Genomic DNA, 18,800 nt, shown 5'->3' with positions numbered 1-18,800 from the left:
CTATCCACTGATCTCTCAGCTTCAAAAAGGAATCTCAAGGGTCGTTACTTTTTTTCCTTCGCATTGTTCAATTTTCAAGATGCTGTTCCTTGCTATCCCTTCCGGGACAGCTTTAATATTATATCACTATCTCTAAGCTTTGTCAAGCACTTTTTTCAAATTCCTTTAAGAAATTTTTCGTGCTCTCGTCCTCCACTTGTCGGACAGTAATTAAATTATATCATCTCTTCCTAAATTTGTCAAATCAAATTTTACTCAAATTATACGTTCCTTTTTGTACGAAATAACGGACACTGCATAACATGAACTACTATGTGGACAGCGGCGCAAAAAGGCGCCCGAAGACGCCTTTTTTTATTTATCCGCAGAAAGGAGCTCTTTATATGTATTAATATACATATCAGCTGAAGAAGCCCAGCTATGGTCGCACTCCATAGCTCTTCTTACAAGCTCTTCCCATACCATTTTGTCATTGTAATCGTTCCACGCGCGTTTTACGGCATCAAGCATATCATTTGCATTGTATGTCTTGAAAGTATATCCGTTGCCGTCCTCACCGCCGTTATCGCGTACAGAATCCCTGAGTCCGCCTGTTTCCCTGACAATCGGAACCGTTCCGTATCTCATTGCGATCATCTGCGCCAGTCCGCACGGCTCACTCTGTGAGGGCATCAGGAACATATCTGAGCCGGAATATATCCTGTGTGACAGCTCCGGTTCAAATCCTACTGTCACCGACACCCTTTCCGGATACCTCGCAGCCATTTCCAGGAAGAAATCCTCATAGATCTTCTCGCCGCTTCCAAGCACCGCAAATTTTATACCGTCATGCACCATTTCCTCAAAAACACAACGGATAAGATCTATTCCCTTGTGTCGTACAAAACGGGAAACTATTCCGATAACGGGTTCATCTCCTGCTGCAAGTCCGAACTCATTCAGAAGCTCCTCCTTGCATCGTTGCTTGCCTGCAAGTTTCTTTGAAGAATAATTTGCGGCTATAGTCTTATCCTTCTCAGGATCATAAAGCTTTGTATCAATACCGTTCATAATGCCGCGGAGCTTATACTGCTTTGTGACAAGTATCCTGTCAAGCCCATGAGCATACCATGGATCCATTATCTCCCATGCGTAACTCGGACTGACTGTCGTTATCATATCCGAAGTCTCAATAGCTCCCTTCATCATATTTACGGAGCCGTCGTATTCAATAAGTCCCGCATTGTACATGGGGATACCCATTACTTCGCTCAGGACTTCCTTTCCGTACTTTCCCTGATATTCGATATTATGGATAGTGTATACGATCTTGATACCGCCGTATCCCTGCTGATACTTATAATATACATTGTAATAAACAGGTATCAGCGCTGTCTGCCAGTCATTGCAGTTTATTATATCAGGAGTAAACTTTATATACTTCAGCATTTCAAGAACTGCTCTGTCAAAAAAGACGAATCTCTCACAGTCGTCATAGAAGCCGTAAAGACCGTCTCTTGAATAGTAGTACTCGTTATCTATAAAGTAATAAGTTATGCCTTCATATATCGTCATAAATATCCCACAGTACTGCTTGCGCCACGAAACGTCAACAGTAATATTAGTGAGAAATACCATTTTGTCACGGATCTCTGGTCTTATCGACTTATAGAGCGGTATCACCACTCTGCAGTCGTGTCTTTTGGATTTTATCGCTCTCGGAAGCGAACCAGCAACATCTGCGAGACCGCCTGAGGCTGCGAATGGTACAGCCTCGCTGGCAGCAAAAAGTATTTTCATATATTATCACCGCCGTCAGATCTTACCGCCTTTTCCAATATAAAGCGGATATGTCTCGGAGCCCGTAAGCACCTTTGCATCGCTTATCTCTACGTTTTTATCGGTTATGACCGATGATATGCTGCAGCTTGAACCTACCTTCGTTCCCTGGAACAATACGCAGTCCTTTACTACAGTATCCTTTCCTATCCTTACTCCTCTGAACAGGATAGAGTTGATAACGGTTCCCTCTATTATACAGCCGTCCGCTATAAGCGAATCCTTGATATTTGATTCAAGTCCGTACTTTACAGGACCGTTGTCGCCTATTTTAGTAAAAACCGGCATATTCTTCATGAACAGCGCATTTTTCTTTGCAGGATCAAGGAGAAGCCTGCTCGCATTGTAATAATCCTGTATACTGTCTATCCTTGTGAAGAAGCCGTCATGCTTGTAGCCCATGATCTTGAACTCCTTATTGCCGCTCTGAAGTATCTCACGGGTAAAGCTGTGCTGATTGCGGCTTGCCGCATCGGCTACGACCTTCTTGAGAAATTCCTTTGTGATTATGCACATCTCAAGCCAGAGATTGCATTCACCCTTTATCTGCGGAGCAACAAGTGCATCTTTAAGACAGTTTTCTCCATCAAATTCAAGTACAGTTGCACAGTTGCTTTTCTCGCCGTCATAAAAGCTCCTGCTGTATACAAGGGTTATGTCGGCTTCGTTGTCCATATGCTGCTTGAGCACCGGATTGAAATTTATAGTCGTGACAACGTCACAGTTCGACATTATTACATACTTGGCGTTTGAATGCTCGACGAAGCCCCATATATTATTGAGAGCGTCAAGTCTTCCCTTATATATACCGCCTGTCTGACTGTAGGGAGGGAGAAGATGAAGTCCGCCCTTTTTACGTGCCAGATCCCAGTCACGTCCCGATCCGAGATGATCGAGAAGCGAACCGTAGTTTGATTTTGTGATTACTCCTACCTCTGAAACGCCTGAATTTACAAAGTTTGACAGAGGAAAATCAATAAGGCGATAACGTCCCCCGAAAGGTATCGAACCCATTGTTCTTGATTTTGTCAGCTCGCTGACATATGAATCATGCATACTTGCAAAGACAAGTCCCAAAACATTATAATTAACACTCATAGTACATTCCTCCGTCAGATATTTTCGCCGATGATCTGTTTCGGCTCTACGACCTTTTCAGCTGAAACAGTAACGTTATGTCCGACAACGGCAATGCCCCAGTCATTTCTGTTATCTATCTTTTCAGGACTTGAACCTACACGCGCACGATTTTCGATAACACTGTCGCTTCCTACGATGGCATACTCAACAACAGCTCCCGACTTTATAACAGTTCCGGGCATAATTATGCTGTAATTCACAGACGCGCCCGGCTCGATGGTAACACCGGAGAAGAGGATGGAGAAATCGACTGTTCCGTCGATAGTACTTCCCTCAGATATCATGGAATTCTCGATGCAGGCGTTCTCGCCCACGTACTGCGGCGGGTAATTGTTGTTGCGCGAATATATCTTCCAGTTGGGATCATAGAGATCAAGCGGAACACTGGGACTGAGGAGATCCATGTTCGCCTCCCACAGTGAGTCAAGAGTTCCGACATCCTTCCAGTAGCCCTCGAACTCATATGCAAACAGTCTCTGCTTGTCACGGAGCATTGACGTAATTATGTCCTTGCCGAAATCCTTGGACCACGGCTCGCCTTTGTCACGCTTGGCGTTTGCTTCGTTTTCATTTTCAATGAGGTACTTCTTCAGCTTTGCCCAGCTGAAGACATATATTCCCATTGACGCAAGAGTTGACTTGGGCTCCTTCGGCTTCTCGACAAAATCGATGATCTGCTGCTTCTCGTCGCAGATCATTATTCCGAAGCGTGACGCCTCAGCCTTCGGCACATCTATTACCGAGATAGTGCAGTCCGCGTCATTTGCAACGTGAAAATCCACCATCTTGGAATAGTCCATTTTATAAATATGGTCGCCGCCGAGAACTACGACATACTCCGGATCGTAGCGCTCGATAAAGCCCATATTCTGATAGATAGCGTTTGCTGTGCCCTCATACCACGAGGCTCCTGCCTGGGTCTCATAGGGCGGAAGCACATGAACACCTCCGTTCATTTTGTCAAGGTCCCACGGCTGACCGTTTCCGATGTACTCATTGAGCACAAGAGGCTGGTACTGCGTAAGAACTCCTACTGTATCTATACCTGAGTTGGTGCAGTTTGAAAGTGGAAAATCTATGAGTCTGTATTTGCCGCCGTAAGGTACTGCGGGCTTTGCCACGTTTTTGGTCAGGGCATACAGTCTGCTGCCCTGGCCGCCTGCAAGGAGCATTGCAACGACTCTTTTTTTACTGTACATTGTTATTCCTCCAATACTTTTTGTGTATGCTGTTATTATTTAATATCAGTTTTCTTCTTTGCCGTAGTTTTAGTCTTTTTTTCTGCTTCGGGTGAAGCTTTCTTTCCGGGCTTCGCAGCAGTCTTTTTACCAGCAGAAGCAGCTGCTTTTTTTACTGCAGGAGCCGTCTTTTTAGCTGTTGCAGCTGTCTTTTTTGATGAAGCTGCCTGCTTTGGTTTTGTCTCTCTCTTTTTAACGGGGACATATCTGAGATAGATCACCGAAAGAGGAGCAAGAGTCATTGTTATACTGTTATCGTGACCGTGCATGGGAACACTGTCCGATCTGAAGGAGGTCTCGGTTATGTCCGTACCTCCGAACTCGGCAGCGTCAGTATTGAAGACAAGCTTGTATCTTCCCTTGTGAGGAACTCCGATCCTGTAGTTCTTACGCTCGACGGGAACGAAGTTGCAGACCGCAATGATCTCATCTCCGCTGTCGTCGATACGTCTGAACGAGATGATACTCTGCTTGTAATCATCGTTTGATATCCAACCGAAGCCGTTCCATGAATCATCGTCCTGCCAGAGCGGCGGATTTTCTATATAGAACTTATTGAGCTTCTCCGAGAACTTCTGCATGATCTTGTGTGAATCAAAATTAAGCAGGTTCCAGTCGAGCTGAGCCTTGTAGTTCCATTCGTTCACCTGTGCGAACTCCTGACCCATAAAGAGGAGCTTCTTTCCGGGATGAGCCATCATATAAGCAAGGAAAGCACGGTAAGAGGCAAACTTCTGCTCATGCTCACCGGGCATTTTATTTATCATGGAGCACTTTCCGTGTACTACCTCGTCGTGTGAGATAGGAAGGATATAGTTCTCCGAGAAAGCATAGAAAAAGGAGAATGTCAGCTTATCATGATTGAAGGCGCGGTAGATAGGATCAAGTGACATATAGCTGAGCATATCGTTCATCCAGCCCATGTTCCACTTGAAGTTGAAACCCAGCCCTCCGATATCGGTAGGCTTTGTGACAAGCGGCCATGCGGTTGATTCCTCGGCTATCATAAGTGCGTCCGGATGTTTCATGAACACTGCTTCATTAAGGTGCTTGAGAAACTCAACTGCTTCAAGATTCTCGTTGCCGCCATAGAGGTTGGGAGCCCATTCTCCGTCACGTCTGTCATAGTCAAGATAGAGCATTGAAGCGACTGCATCTACTCTCAGTCCGTCGACATGGAACTCATCGAACCAGTAGTTCGCGCTTGAAATGAGGAAGGAGCAAACCTCAGCCTTGCCGAAGTCGAAAACCCTTGTTCCCCAGGCTTTGTGTTCCTTTTTTCGTTCGTCGGAATACTCATAGCAGCAGCTTCCGTCGAATTCATAAAGTCCGGCTTCGTCCTTAGGAAAATGCGCAGGCACCCAGTCAAGGATAACGCCTATACCCGCTTCATGGAACAGATCAACCATTTTTCTCATATCATCAGGAGTTCCGTACCTTGAAGTAGGAGCAAAATATCCCGTCACCTGATATCCCCATGAACCGTCATAGGGATACTCTGTAAGAGGCATGAACTCAATATGGGTATATGACATCTTCTTCAGGTAAGGTATGATCTTCTTCGCAAAAGTAATATAGTCGAGGAATATCTCTTCACCGTAGTTCCTCCACGAACCGATATGCACTTCGTATATATTGACCGGGCTCTTGTATATGCTCGTTGTATTCTTTGATTCAAACCACTTGCTGTCGCTCCACTTGTATGAACTCTCATATATTTTAGAAGCAGTTCCCGGACGGGTCTCAAAATGAGCAGCATAGGGATCTGCCTTCATAAGTATCCTGCCGTCCTTAGCTTCGATACAGAATTTATATGCGTCGTACTGTTTAAGCTTAGGTATCTCGGTTTCCCATATACCGTCGGCTATCTTTGTCATGGGATTCTTTTTTCTGTTCCAGTTGTTGAAATCTCCGACAACAGAAACACTTACAGCGTCAGGAGCCCAAACTCTGAAAATAAATACCTTGCTTCTTCCTTTTTTTGCAGAATGTACACCAAAAAATTTATATGCTTCGTAGTTCTTACCCTGATAAAAAAGGTACAGCGGAAAATCATTGGGATTATTGTTGTTATTAACAGACATAATTCAGCCTCCTTTGCTATAATTCATTTTATCAGAATCAGCAGAATTATTCAAGCTTTTTTGGTGATAATGGAAAAAATTCAGACGTTATGCTAATAATTGCCTGTCCAATTAGTGCAATTTGACAGATTCGTTCCGAGATTTTCTTAGACAGCTTTATTAAATATGCACAGCAAATGCCATGTTTTTCATACAGTTTCAGAGCATTTGAGTTAATATTTTGTTCACACAAGTGCCGTTTTTTCCCGTCAACCCGTTACTCTTACTCCGATGACAGTAACGTCATCAGCATGTATTGAAGGGGTGAAAACCTGTGCCTTGCCGCTGATCTCTTCAACGATATGCTTCAGATCATCTCCGCCGAGAAGGAGCTCTTTGATGAAAGGATACGCATTCTCGAAAATGCCGTCAGAAAACATTATGACTATATCCCCTTCTTCAAACTCACACTTTTTCACAAACACATCAGACGTTTCATATATACCCACAGGGAAGGTCGGAGAAGTCACCTTCAGTACACTGCCGCGGTGCCTTATAAGTGTTGCAGCCGCACCTGACTTTATTACTGTGAGACCGCATTCGTCAAGATCAATGCGTACAGCGTCAAGAGTAGCAAAGCTCTCCTCCCATGATTTCGCAACCATTACAGAATTTACCAGTTTGACCGCTGATATAAAGTCCACACCGCCTGTTACAAGCCTGCGGAAAAGCCCGACAACCATACGCGACTCAGCAGAAGCTTCCCTGCCGGTCCCCATACCGTCTGAAAGCACTGCGTATCCTGCTTCGCCGCCGTCAAAGAATACTGTATGAGTATCTCCGTTATAACGAGAATTATCCGCACCGGCAGAAACAGCATATACTTCCATTTTATATTTCGGCTTTTCAAAGATCCTGATCCTTATCTCCTTTCCCGAACTTACAGGTTCGGTGCTTTCAAGTGAAAGACGCAGCTCGTCAGCTATAAGGTCGCATACCCTCGTACTGTTTTCAGGAGCTGCCCCGTGATCGAAATATATCTCAGCAATAAGCCGATTTCTGCTGTTGTAGCCTGCTATTACTTTTTCGGGAACTATACCGAACTTTTCAAGCTTATGCTTTATTGTCCGGCTGACATTTTCAGAATAGCGTACGTCAAATCTTTCGCCGGCAGCACGTAACAGCTCTTCAGTTATCCGGAGCTGCTCATGCAGCATTTCCCTGCTCTCCGAAAATCTCATCTCCATAAGCTTTGCAGATGCCCTTTCACGGGCACTGCGCAAAAAAGCGTCTGTCAGCTCGTTCCTGCGCAGACAGTCCGCAAGCTCCGCCGGAAAGCTCTCTGACGCAAATTCCGTCATCTCTGCAAGTTTTGAAAAACCGCGGTATGTATTCGTCCTGTCCGACTTCCAGCAGAACGGGCGTCTGTAGCACAATGAACAGACCTGCTCCGAATTTTCTTCTATTTCACGGCTGATATCGCTTCTCTCCGCAAGTATGTGCGATATACGCTCAGACTCACTGCGAAGCTCCCTGACGGTATCCGAAAGGAACCCCAGCCTTGTACCTATCATATCAGGAAATGCTGATACGCACTCGCTGCCGGTACAAATCCATTTGTCGGTAAAGACTGCGGAAAAAGGTATAAATAAAGCTGCACCGCATATAATATCCATCATATTCTCCACGCCTCTGACCGACATACCGGTCAGAACTGTCATAATAAAATTTATTCCTACAAATCCTGCGGCTGCGATATGGCTTTTCTGTTTGTAAAGATAACCTGTCAGAAGTCCGGCAGCAGGCAGAAGAACTATATTAAGACCCACAGACGCCGATGAGAGAAATGCACCGCACACTGAAAGCGCTCCGCAGAAAACTCCTCCGTTTTGCATATAAAAGTACGCTCCCATCAGCGTGACAAACGACGCCGCTATGATTCCCGCATTCAACACTGGGAGTTTTAAAGCTGAAAGTGATGCTATCAGCATGATATAAACAACTGCGCATGAAAATCCGCTTATTCCTGTTATATTTATCATACGCTGACGTTTTATGCCGAGTATGAGACCGGCAGCAGAATATGCTGTGAAACCTGCGAGTGCTCCGTAGAATCCGTAAAACAAAAGCTTGTACATCAGCTCTCCTATGACAGCAGATACAGCCGCTCCCGAAACAAAAACACTGACAGCCGTGTTGATTCCGCAGAGCTTCGGGTCATTTCTCGGTTCAAGAAACATCTTGATTATCATTATCAGTGCCAGCGAGGACAGCTTGACTATATTATGTCCTATGTCACCGCCGATAATGCTCCGTACCATGCTCCCGGCAAAAACCGCAGCTGAATACGGAAGTCCGACTGCTCCTGATATTGATATATCCGCAAAAGAAACAACACCTGCCACTCTCGTACCTGTAAGCAGAAAGCCTGCCGCTGCCGCTGCTGCAAAAGCCGAAGCAGCTCCGGAATATTTCCATGTCGTTATATCCTTGATTTTTAACATCCATAATCACCTCGCAAAAATATACAAGCTATTATAACATCAGCAGGATGAAATTTCAGTCGGTCCGCGCCGTCGGAAAAAGTCGATGTATGACATTTTTGGCAGCAAAAAGAAAAAGCTGCGCGCAGCACAGCTCCTTTTTATGTATTTTTTTCGTCAGCCATATACAAAAGCGCATTGCAGACAGCGGCAGCCACATTGCTTCCGCCCTTTCTTCCTCGTGCTACTATACATGGTATACCGCTTTCAATTATCATTTCCTTTGACTGGACTACATTTACAAATCCGACAGGAACACCTATAACAAGTCTCGGCACAAATGTACCTGCGGCGATATGCTCACACAGCCTCACAAGAGCAGTCGGAGCATTGCCTGCCGCATATATCACAGGCTTTCCGAGAAGAGCAGCCTTGTCAACAGAAGCCGCCGCCCTGGTGCTCCCGTTTTCGGAAGCAGCCGCCGCTACGTCACTGTCAGCCATAAAGCACTCCACGGTGCAGCCGTGCCTTGCAAGGGCAGCCTTGTTTATCCCTGCCTTTGCCATATTTGTATCAGTGACGAACACAGCTCCTTCCTTTATTGCAGAAAGTGCTTTCTGTACGGCATTTTCCGAGAAATACATATTGTCGTAGTAGTCAAAATCCGCAGTGGTATGTATTGCACGAATGACTATCGGCCTTATATCCTCAGGCAGCTCCCTGTCACCGAGTTCTGCCCCTATTATCTCGAAGCTCCGCCGCTCTATATCCTTCGGAAGAACATATTCAAGCTCCATCATACGCCCTCCTCAACTATCTTATAGAGCAGGTCTGTATCAATACTTCTGCGTACTCCGTCAGCAAGTCTGTCATACTGTCTCTCCTTGTATGCGCCGCGGTCAATGACTCCGCCGCGGTATGTGATCCCCTTGTTATCGTAAAGCTTTCTTACGATACGCTCAGACACCTGTGAACTGTCAAAAAGCCCGTGTATATAGCAGCCGTAAACGCTGCCTGAATATGCGCCGCCGCAGTCCAGAAGAGGTCTGTCACCGCTGTCGGTGCTTCCCATATGTATCTCATAGCCGCTGAATTCTGCTCCGCTGAGACAGCTGAAAAAACCACCTATATTCCTGAATCGCCCTCTTGTCTGAGACTGTCTCTTCTCACCCATAAAAACAGTCCTGCACCTGAGCAGACCCATTCCGCTTATGCTTCCACCGCATTCACTGTCAAGAGGGTCGGCTATTGTCTCGCCCAGCATCTGATATCCGCCGCATATACCGAATACAGGCACGCCGTTTGCTGCATTTCTCTTTATGACGGCTTCCATACCGCTCTCGCGCAGCCATTTCATATCGCATATAGTGCTTTTTGTGCCTGGTATGATTATCATATCCGGATTATCAAGCTCCTCATACTTTGTGACATATCGCACCGACACGCCGTCATACTGTGAGAATACGTCAAAATCCGTAAAGTTTGATATCTTCGGAAGCTTTATGACAGCAATATCTATAAGCCCGGCAGTTGCGCCCTCCAGTTTCGACGAAAGGCTGTCCTCGTCCTCAATATCACAGTCAAGCTGCGGCACCACTCCGAGAACAGGCTTGCCGCCGCGCTTGAAAAGTATATCCTTTCCGCTGTCAAAAAGCGATATATCACCACGGAATTTGTTTACAACGAGCCCCTTTACCATGCTGAGCTCATCAGGCTCAAGCAGAACGAGAGTACCGAGAAGCTGTGCGAAAACGCCGCCCCTGTCGATATCTCCCACAAGCACGACGGGAGCCTTTGCTATTTTTGCCATGCCCATATTAACAATATCGTCGGACTTCAGATTCAGTTCCACCGGACTTCCTGCTCCTTCAATAACTATTATATCATGCTTCGCAGCAAGCTCATCATAAGCTTCCTTTATCTTAGGTATAAGTTCTGTTTTTCTGCTGAAATACTCCCTTGCAGACATATTTCCCACTGCCCTGCCGTTCACGATTATCTGCGAACCGGTATTTGTTGTCGGTTTGAGCAGTACAGGATTCATAAGGACTGACGGTTCTATACCCGCCGCCTCAGCCTGCATAGCCTGAGCTCTTCCTATCTCGCAGCCGTCAGCGGTTATGTATGAATTCAGCGCCATATTCTGCGATTTGAATGGTGCGCAGCTGTAGCCGTCCTGTCTGAATATACGGCAGAGCGCAGCCGCAAAAAAACTCTTTCCTGCATTGGACATAGTCCCCTGTATCATAATAGCCTTAGCCATTCAATATCCTCCTAATTGCAGCAGCAAGCTGCATATTTTCTCTTTTGGTACGCACCGCAACACGGAAATAATCATCACCGAGTCCGCTGTAATCAGCACAGCTGCGTATCAGTATCTTATCTTTCAGAAGCAGCCCGCCAAGTTCCTTGCGAGCCTTAAACAAAATATAATTCACATCTGACGGGAATACTTTTACCCCCATACCTGCAAGTTCAGCCGCAAGGTATTCCCGTTCGTTTTTTATAAGTCCGATCGTCTTCCTTACATGATCCGCTTCATCAAGCGCCGCTGCACCGGCTGCCTGCGCAGGAGCGGAAACGCTCCAGTACTGACCTGTATCCGCTATACGCTCAGCTGCAGCAATACTGCCGCAGACTGCATATCCTAACCGCAGTCCTGCCATTGCAAAAAGCTTTGTAAAGGAACGCAGAACGATAACACTTTCATTCATGCAGTTCAGAGCGGTCCGTTCTCCGCTGTTTCCGGCAAAGCCTATAAAGCTCTCATCACACAGCAGATATGCACCTTTTCGCAGGCATTGCATGGCTATCCTTTCAAGAAGAACCGGCTCGACAAGCAAGCCTGTAGGATTGTTCGGAGAAGCCAGTATCACTATATCATTTCCCTCGATATCTTCAAGTATGCTTTGCGTAAGTCTGAAGCTGCTGTCTTCCCTCAGAAAATGCTCAATGACGACGCACCTGTTCTCAGACAAAGCCTTGCCGTACTCGCTGAATGAAGGTGAACACACAAGAGCCTTCTCAGGTCTCAGTGCGGAAACGATGCGATAAATAAGATCATCAGCACCATTGCCGCAGACTATTCTTTCAAAAGGTACACCGAGCTTTTCCGCGAGCTTGCTCCGCAGCCTGCGGCAGCATGGATCAGGATACCGTTCCCATTCGTCAGCTGATCGTATAACAGCTCCGCGAACTGCTTCAGGCATACCGAGGGGATTGAGATTTGCTGAAAAGTCAATCTCTATATCAAGTCCGAGGTCGTTACCGCCGTGATGTCCGTTCAGCATAAAACACCTCCGATCAGCAGAGCTCTTACTATAACAGCAAAAACAAAAACGATTGCCGAACTCCCGTACATCAGTCTGTTCGCACGGCGTATGTCTTCATTTTCAATGTCGCGCACCGGATCGCCTATATACTCTTTTTTGTGGAGTTCGCCGAAGTAATATGCGTCACCCGCAAGCCTGACGCCGAGAGCTCCTGCGCAGGCTGCCTCCGTCTGTGCGGAATTTGGACTTGCGTGCTTACGTCTGTCTCTTTTCCAGATACGGTATGCGCCGGTTCCATCGAGTCTAAAAAGAGGAGCGCAGACTATCATGGCGACAGCTGTCAGACGGGAGGGTATATAGTTCAGAACATCATCGAGCTTTGCGGCAAATCTTCCGATATCGGCATATTTTTCATTTCTGTAGCCTATCATGGAATCCATTGTATTTGCAGCTTTATAAAAAAAACCAAGAACGGCGCCGCCAACTGACATATACATAAGCGGTGCCGTAACTCCGTCAGAAGTGTTCTCTGCAACTGTTTCCACAGCTGCCCGTACAATGCCTTTTTCGTCAAGTACAGCTGTATCCCTGCCGACTATCATTGAGACAGCCTTTCTCGCTCTCTCAGCATCTCCTGCAGCGACCGCACTGTAGACCTTCATGCTCTCGTCACGGAGACAGCGTGCCGCAATAAGGTAATAGCACATTATCCCTTCGGCTAAAGCTCCGAAAAGCGCAGATAATCTGTAACATACAAGCAGTATCGCAAGGGGCACAGCAGCAGATATTATCAGTACAATTACAGCAAGAAACACGCCTCCTGCGCGGAGATGCCTGCCCATGTGCCTGCGCACAAATGCTTCAAGAAAGGATATCAGCCTGCCGATAAGTCTTATGGGATGCGGCAGATTATACGGATCGCCGAACACACAGTCAAGAATCGCTCCTGCCAGAAGCGGCAGAGCCGCTGTAAAATAATTCATATCTTACTTGTTACCTTTATTTTATTTCCGTCAAATTCCGTGATGTAACCATGTCCGTTTGCGGTATGCCAGTCATAATAGCTTTTCTCAGGGACAGCAAAATGCTCCATTACAGCCATTATAGTACCTCCGTGCACCACAAAGGAAGCATGACCGTCATCAGGCAGGGAACCTACACATTCAAGAAATCCATCAATACAACGCTTTTTGAAATCCGCAGGCGATTCCCCGTTCGGAAAAGCCTCTTCTCCGCCGCTGTCTATCCAGCGCTGATAGCGGCTGTCGAGACTCAGCTCGATATAGTTCCTGCCTTCAAAATCCCCGAAGTCGCACTCCCGCAGAGCTTCACATATCACCGGCTCTATACCAGGATATATCAGTTCCGCTGTCTGTACGCAGCGCTTCATCGGGCTTGTGAAAAGCTTTCCGCATACAGGATAGTTCATTTTCACAAGCTCTGCGATACCGGTAAATGAAAGCGGCTCATCAGTCCTGCCTATATACCGCATTTCAAGATTACCTTCAGTCCTGCCGTGCCGGATAAGATCAATCCTCATTGCGCTTTCCCTTCAGGTATACAGGTATACCGCATATAACACGTATTACTGTATCGCTGGCAGCAGATATTATACAGCCGCAGCGTCCTGTTTCTTCACGGCGCCTGCGCTCCGACTTTTCAACGGGAACTATTCCGCAGCCTATTTCATCCATAATGATAATAGCGTCACTGTTTTCAAGGCAAAGCCTTTTTGTAAACTCAACGGGACTTACCCCCTGAGCTAAAAGACGGGCTATAACTTTATGAAAGCTCTTGATGCACTTTGCAGAAAACAGATCATCGAAATCACAGGTCGAACCGTTTGTTATCTCAGACTCTTTCACCCCGAAAAGCTCGATAGCAGCACCTATTTTCCCCTGATAGGCTCCTCCGATTATAAATTTCATTCTATGACCTCCATTATTCTGTATGCCAGAACAGCGGCAGCTGCTGACGACAGCTCGCACACCTGCAGGAACCAGCCTGCAAGATCGCCAGTTATACCGCCGAATTCCTTATATGCGACATGGTGATAATATAACATTGAAAAAAGCGCCGCAGCGGCTGCAAACACACCTGCAAGCGGAAGCACCGCTGCCATTGCAAAGCAGCTGACGGAAGCTGTAAAAGACAATACAAACAGCGTTGCATTCTTATCAGCATTATCAGAAAATCCGAAAAGCGTTCCTTCTTTTTTGGCAGCTCTGAATGTTACCGCAGCCAGTCCGCTCAGTGAACGTGAAAGCACATAGCTCCACGCTGTCAGGCAAGCTGCCTGACTGTCATAAAGCTCAGATATGAGCGCCGTATACAAAAGCAGATATGCTCCGAGCCTGATCGCGGCAAAAGAACCTATATGCGGATCACTGAGTATTTCCAGTTTCCGTTTTCTTTCCCCCCACGAGGCTCTTGCGTCACAGGTATCACAGAAGCCGTCAAGGTGAATACCGCCTGTTACAAGGACTGTGATTATGACCGCTCCCGCAGCGTAAAGGAAGCTGCCTGTACGGAGCGCTGTACAGATATTATTCCACAGAATGAGCAGCACACCGGTAACCGCGCCGACAAGAGGAAAAAAGCAAAGGGAGTACCGTCTGTTCTCCTCTGTCCATTCCACCTCCGGAACAGGTATCCGTGAGTACATACTAAATGCGGCAAAAAGTGACTTTAACATATCAGTTTCCCTTTCAGCGCGACCGGGATACCGTAAACGCATTCCACGACATTGTCGGCAAACTCAGCGATCCCGCTGTTGACAGCAGCTATTTCACTTACATATGCCATAAGATCCGCAGAATAACTGTTACCGTCGCAGCCCACCTCGTTCGTAACGATAACAAGCTCCGAAGCTGTCTCGCCAAGCGCCTTAATATTGCGTATGATCTTGTCTGAAGGTCTGAGGACATTTCCGCCGATGTACATTTCGTTCGCACAAAGATTTCCGATGCACTCCAGAAGTATGCCGCAGCCTATCGGAAGATCAAGCTTATATATATCACGCGGACATTCAATGGTAATATAGCTCTTGTTCTTTCTTGATTCACGGTGACGCGCGATTATCTCATCAGCGTCATCTCCCACAGGATTCATTGTGGCTATATAGTATTTAGGTCCGATGAAGTTTTCAAGTACCTTCTCAGCGTACCCTGATTTTCCGCATTTTGTACCGCCTGTTACAAGTGTGATCATTTCAGTTCCACATACCTTTCTATGCCCGATACGTCGAATCGGTGAGAATTATAGTATATCGCCGCAGCGCCGTCAAGAAGCGGCAGAAGAAGGATGCCTCCGGTACCCTCTCCAAGTTTCAGACCTCCGTCGATAACAGCATGAAGTCCGAGCTTGCCGATAAGTCCTCTGCCGGCAGGTTCAGCAGAAACATGGCCTGCAAGCATATAATCCACGGAATCAGGAGCTATCATTGCCGCAACAGCTGCAGCAACTGCTGATATCACGCCGTCAATAACGATAGTCACTCCGTAAACTGCTCCGCCGAGATACAATCCTATCATGCCCGCTATCTCATAGCTTCCAAGCTTTGAAAGCAGCTCGACCGCATTTCCCGTATACGGAGCGTTTACCTTTATTGCACGCTTTACGACTGCTATCTTTCGTTCAAGTCCTTCCGTTGAAAGACCGGCTCCTCTTCCGGTCACGACATCCGGAGGAAGTCCGAGCAGGACAGAAGACAGTGCTGCTGTAGGAGTAGTATTACCAATGCCCATCTCTCCGGTAACGATAAGCTTCATGCCATTGTTTGAAAGATCACGGACTATATCCATACCTGTCCTTATTGCTTCTTCCGCCTGTGCCACAGTCATTGCAGGTCCGGCAGCGATATTGTTTGAGCCAAATGCTACCTTCCGGTTCAGAAGACCTTTGCATTGTATATCACGGGCTATGCCGATATCTACCGCGACGACCTCTGCCCTGTATACATCGGCAAGAACATTTATATTGGACCGCCCGCTTGCTATTTCCCTTGCGCATACAGAAGTGACGGTATTGTCAGACTGAGTAACGCCCTCGGCAACTACGCCGTTATCCGCGCACATTACCACAACAGCACGATTGAATATGTTCGGAGTATCAGTGCGCTGTACAGCAGCGATCCTGTTCCACATATCCTCAAGGAGACCAAAGCTCCTGAGAGGCTTTGCGACCGAATCCCACCTCGCCTGAGCAAGATCGGCATATTTTCTGTCCACAGGCACTATATGTTTGATCCTATCCATCAATACCTCCAAACTCCGCACAGGCAGCTGCAAATCTCTGTGCAATGCCAGTATCCGAATAAAAATACAAATGCGGGAAACCTGCATACATCGCTTTGTCCGCATGGACACACCGCCAGTTCCTGCCGTCATTCTTCTCAGCTTTAAAGCTTTCGCCACAGTCGGTACTGTCCCAGTAATGGAACTCATGAGCCGGTATACTTTCTCCTTTCGCGCAGATAAGATTATCAGCATCGGCTGTAAGAGTAACGTACCCGAATCTCTGCAGGCGCTGAGTCTCGTAAGCTGTTCCTTTTATTGCTCCCACCATTCCGTATTCAGAACCGTCCGGCATCTTCATAGTATCATGCAGATACATAAAGCCTCCGCATTCCGCTATAATCGGCATACCGGACGCAGCTGCGCTTTTTATCGCCGCAAGCATACTGCTGTTGGAAGATAACTCCGCCGCATACAGCTCAGGATAACCGCCGCAGAGAATAATTCCGCAGCAGTTGTCCGGCAGTTTTGTGTCATTCATCGGAGAGAAAAACTCTATTTCACAGCCAAGCTTTTCAAGCAGTGTGATATTATCCGAATAAATAAAGCAGAATGCTCTGTCCTTTGCAACAGCAATTTTTGGATGTTTATTTTCAAAAAGTCTGTTCAATTTGAGCGGTTCAAAATCAGGCAAAGGCGATTCCGCTGTATTCATAAGCTCGTCAAGGAGAATGTGCTTTTCAGCAAGTACCCCAAGCTGCTCTGTGATTTTCTTCAGATCAGCCACCTCGGCAGCCGTTATAAGTCCGAGGCGCCGGCTTTCCAGTGAAAAGCTGGTCACAGGGAAAAAGCCGAAATACTTTGTACCCGATTCTTCGCATATATCCTTTGCGAGCGGAACAAGCCGTTCCGGGAGTCTGTTGAAAATAAAGCCCTTTATACTGTTCGGTCTTTTATAATCAAGAAAGCCCTTCACCACGGCACCTATCGACTCCGACGCACCTTTACAGTCAATGACTATTACAGAAGGTGTACCGGTCGCCGCCGAGACCGAATGAGCGGAACCTCTGCCGCCAACGCCGTCGTAATATCCCATAACGCCTTCAATTACGGATATATCTGATTTTTCACCGTTTGTACAGAGCAAATATCTGAGTGTATTGTCATCGCAGAAAAAGCTGTCAAGGTTATGAGCATCAGCGCCTATGATGCTCTCATGAAACATTGGATCAATGTAGTCCGGACCGCACTTGAAGCTCGAAACAGCAAGTCCGCGGGCTTTCAGCGCAGCAAGTACCGCGCATACTACTGTCGTTTTGCCGCAGCCGCTGTGAGTACCACCGATGATAACCCTTTTCATAGCTGCTTCCTCTTAATGATATATACTGGATTTTCAGCTGAAAGCATGGTATGTTTTCCCACCTTACGTGTACGTGTGACAGCTATCTGTGTGATCTCCGCTTCAAGGCCGAGCTTATCAAATATTGCTGTACATTCAGAAAGAGTTTCGAGAGATACCGCTGTTACGGTCAGCCGGATATTGCGATTTATTGAGTACGCTTTATCAATTATATCAAATAATTGACCGCCTGACCCTCCGACAAATACAACATCAGGGACAGGAAGATCATCAATAACATCCGCTGAGTTACCACTGTATATTTCAATATTGTCACAGCCGAATCTGATCCTGTTCTTTTCGATAAGCTCAACTGCTTCCGAATTTTTCTCTACTGCACATACAAGACCGTTTCCGCAGCGTACAGCCATTTCTACAGCCACCGAACCTGTTCCGCTGCCGATGTCCCAGCATACGCTGTCATCGCATATCCCCAGTCCTGCCACAGTAACCGTCCTGACCTCTGATTTCGTCATAGGAACGCTGCCTCTGATGAACAGGTCATCAGGTATACCGCTTAGAACCGCCTTTTCATATCCACCGTTTTCGCACAGCATCACACACAGTCCTGAAGTCGTTATATCTGCGAATTCACAGGCTTTTCCGCTGGATATCCTCTCGTTCTCATATCCGAGATCCTCTCCGATATGTACAATGATATCCCCCATATCATAGGTGCACAGCCGCCTGCAGATATCAGCCGCAGTTATATCGCCGCCAAGCAGGAAAAACGTGTTCCTGTGAGTTTTTACATTACGGACGATATTTGCTTTTTTACCGTGCAGACTTACAAAGCAGCAGTCAGACCAGTCCTTTCCGAGCTTTGCGCAAAGGTAAACAGGTGAAGAAATACCGCAGATTATTTCGGGAGCATATTCGGAAAGCTGCTCAGAAAGTCTTTTGGCACCGCTGAAAAATCCGCAGTCGCCGGACATCAGCACAGCTGCCGATGAGGGCTTGTTTCCTTCTAAATAACGGACTATTTCCTCGCTGCGATACTCCATGAACTCTGTCTTGCAATATGCAGAAAAAGGCGCAAGCATTCTCTCTGCTCCTATCAGTACCTCTGCTTCGCAGACAGCCTTTTCAGCATCCTTTGTAAGCGTTTTCACACCTTCCATACCGATCCCGACTATGTATATCTTCAACTCT

The 18,800-nt window shown here is 46.7% G+C and carries 16 protein-coding genes; all 16 read right to left on the bottom strand.

The features are described from left to right. Positions 1 to 354: 354 nt before the first annotated feature. The 16 genes from glgA to cbiE all read right to left on the bottom strand — a co-directional run bounded on the left by glgA (position 355) and on the right by cbiE (position 18,796). Positions 355 to 1,779 (bottom strand): glycogen synthase GlgA, encoded by a 1,425-nt coding sequence (glgA, locus tag QZZ36_RS06090; protein WP_295078430.1) that lies wholly within the window; start codon positions 1,777 to 1,779, stop codon positions 355 to 357. A gap of 15 nt (positions 1,780 to 1,794) precedes the next feature. After that, entirely contained in the window at positions 1,795 to 2,916 is a 1,122-nt protein-coding gene (gene glgD, locus QZZ36_RS06085) for a glucose-1-phosphate adenylyltransferase subunit GlgD (RefSeq protein WP_295078427.1), read from the bottom strand. Between the two features lie 14 nt (positions 2,917 to 2,930). After that, positions 2,931 to 4,157: a glucose-1-phosphate adenylyltransferase gene (locus QZZ36_RS06080; protein WP_295078422.1), complete on the bottom strand. Its 1,227-nt coding sequence runs from the start codon at positions 4,155 to 4,157 to the stop codon at positions 2,931 to 2,933. A gap of 35 nt (positions 4,158 to 4,192) precedes the next feature. Next, entirely contained in the window at positions 4,193 to 6,280 is a 2,088-nt protein-coding gene (glgB, locus tag QZZ36_RS06075; protein WP_295078419.1) for a 1,4-alpha-glucan branching protein GlgB, read from the bottom strand. Positions 6,281 to 6,528: 248 nt separating this feature from the next. Beyond that, positions 6,529 to 8,763, bottom strand: coding sequence for a PP2C family protein-serine/threonine phosphatase (locus QZZ36_RS06070; protein WP_295078416.1), 2,235 nt, complete (start codon positions 8,761 to 8,763; stop codon positions 6,529 to 6,531). Positions 8,764 to 8,903: 140 nt separating this feature from the next. Further along, positions 8,904 to 9,539, bottom strand: a complete 636-nt coding sequence (locus QZZ36_RS06065; RefSeq protein ID WP_295078433.1) for a precorrin-8X methylmutase — start codon at positions 9,537 to 9,539, stop codon at positions 8,904 to 8,906. Beyond that, entirely contained in the window at positions 9,539 to 11,005 is a 1,467-nt protein-coding gene (locus tag QZZ36_RS06060) for a cobyric acid synthase (RefSeq protein WP_295078413.1), read from the bottom strand. Before QZZ36_RS06060 ends, QZZ36_RS06065 begins: the two co-directional genes overlap by 1 nt. Then, positions 10,998 to 12,032, bottom strand: a complete 1,035-nt coding sequence (locus tag QZZ36_RS06055) for a histidinol-phosphate transaminase (RefSeq protein WP_295078410.1) — start codon at positions 12,030 to 12,032, stop codon at positions 10,998 to 11,000. The genes QZZ36_RS06060 and QZZ36_RS06055 overlap by 8 nt, the downstream gene beginning before the upstream one ends. Further along, the gene (gene cbiB / locus QZZ36_RS06050; protein WP_295078407.1) at positions 12,026 to 12,997 is read right to left on the bottom strand and encodes an adenosylcobinamide-phosphate synthase CbiB; all 972 of its coding nucleotides are present in this window, start codon (positions 12,995 to 12,997) and stop codon (positions 12,026 to 12,028) included. Before cbiB ends, QZZ36_RS06055 begins: the two co-directional genes overlap by 7 nt. After that, positions 12,994 to 13,554, bottom strand: a complete 561-nt coding sequence (locus tag QZZ36_RS06045; protein ID WP_295078404.1) for a histidine phosphatase family protein — start codon at positions 13,552 to 13,554, stop codon at positions 12,994 to 12,996. The genes cbiB and QZZ36_RS06045 overlap by 4 nt, the downstream gene beginning before the upstream one ends. Next, positions 13,544 to 13,942: a bifunctional adenosylcobinamide kinase/adenosylcobinamide-phosphate guanylyltransferase gene (locus tag QZZ36_RS06040; RefSeq protein ID WP_295078401.1), complete on the bottom strand. Its 399-nt coding sequence runs from the start codon at positions 13,940 to 13,942 to the stop codon at positions 13,544 to 13,546. Before QZZ36_RS06040 ends, QZZ36_RS06045 begins: the two co-directional genes overlap by 11 nt. Then, positions 13,939 to 14,709, bottom strand: coding sequence for an adenosylcobinamide-GDP ribazoletransferase (gene cobS / locus QZZ36_RS06035; protein ID WP_295078398.1), 771 nt, complete (start codon positions 14,707 to 14,709; stop codon positions 13,939 to 13,941). Before cobS ends, QZZ36_RS06040 begins: the two co-directional genes overlap by 4 nt. After that, complete coding sequence (locus QZZ36_RS06030) at positions 14,703 to 15,224, bottom strand: bifunctional adenosylcobinamide kinase/adenosylcobinamide-phosphate guanylyltransferase (RefSeq protein ID WP_295078394.1); 522 nt, start codon at positions 15,222 to 15,224, stop codon at positions 14,703 to 14,705. The genes cobS and QZZ36_RS06030 overlap by 7 nt, the downstream gene beginning before the upstream one ends. Further along, positions 15,221 to 16,270: a nicotinate-nucleotide--dimethylbenzimidazole phosphoribosyltransferase gene (gene cobT, locus QZZ36_RS06025; protein ID WP_295078391.1), complete on the bottom strand. Its 1,050-nt coding sequence runs from the start codon at positions 16,268 to 16,270 to the stop codon at positions 15,221 to 15,223. The genes QZZ36_RS06030 and cobT overlap by 4 nt, the downstream gene beginning before the upstream one ends. Continuing rightward, positions 16,263 to 17,609: a cobyrinate a,c-diamide synthase gene (locus tag QZZ36_RS06020; RefSeq protein WP_295078388.1), complete on the bottom strand. Its 1,347-nt coding sequence runs from the start codon at positions 17,607 to 17,609 to the stop codon at positions 16,263 to 16,265. Before QZZ36_RS06020 ends, cobT begins: the two co-directional genes overlap by 8 nt. Beyond that, entirely contained in the window at positions 17,606 to 18,796 is a 1,191-nt protein-coding gene (cbiE, locus tag QZZ36_RS06015) for a precorrin-6y C5,15-methyltransferase (decarboxylating) subunit CbiE (RefSeq protein WP_295078385.1), read from the bottom strand. The genes QZZ36_RS06020 and cbiE overlap by 4 nt, the downstream gene beginning before the upstream one ends. Positions 18,797 to 18,800 lie beyond the last annotated feature (4 nt).

This window comes from Ruminococcus sp. (genome assembly GCF_016287535.1).
Taxonomy (GTDB): Bacteria; Bacillota; Clostridia; order Oscillospirales; family Ruminococcaceae; genus Ruminococcus.
This window is presented reverse-complemented; position numbering and strand designations above follow the sequence as displayed.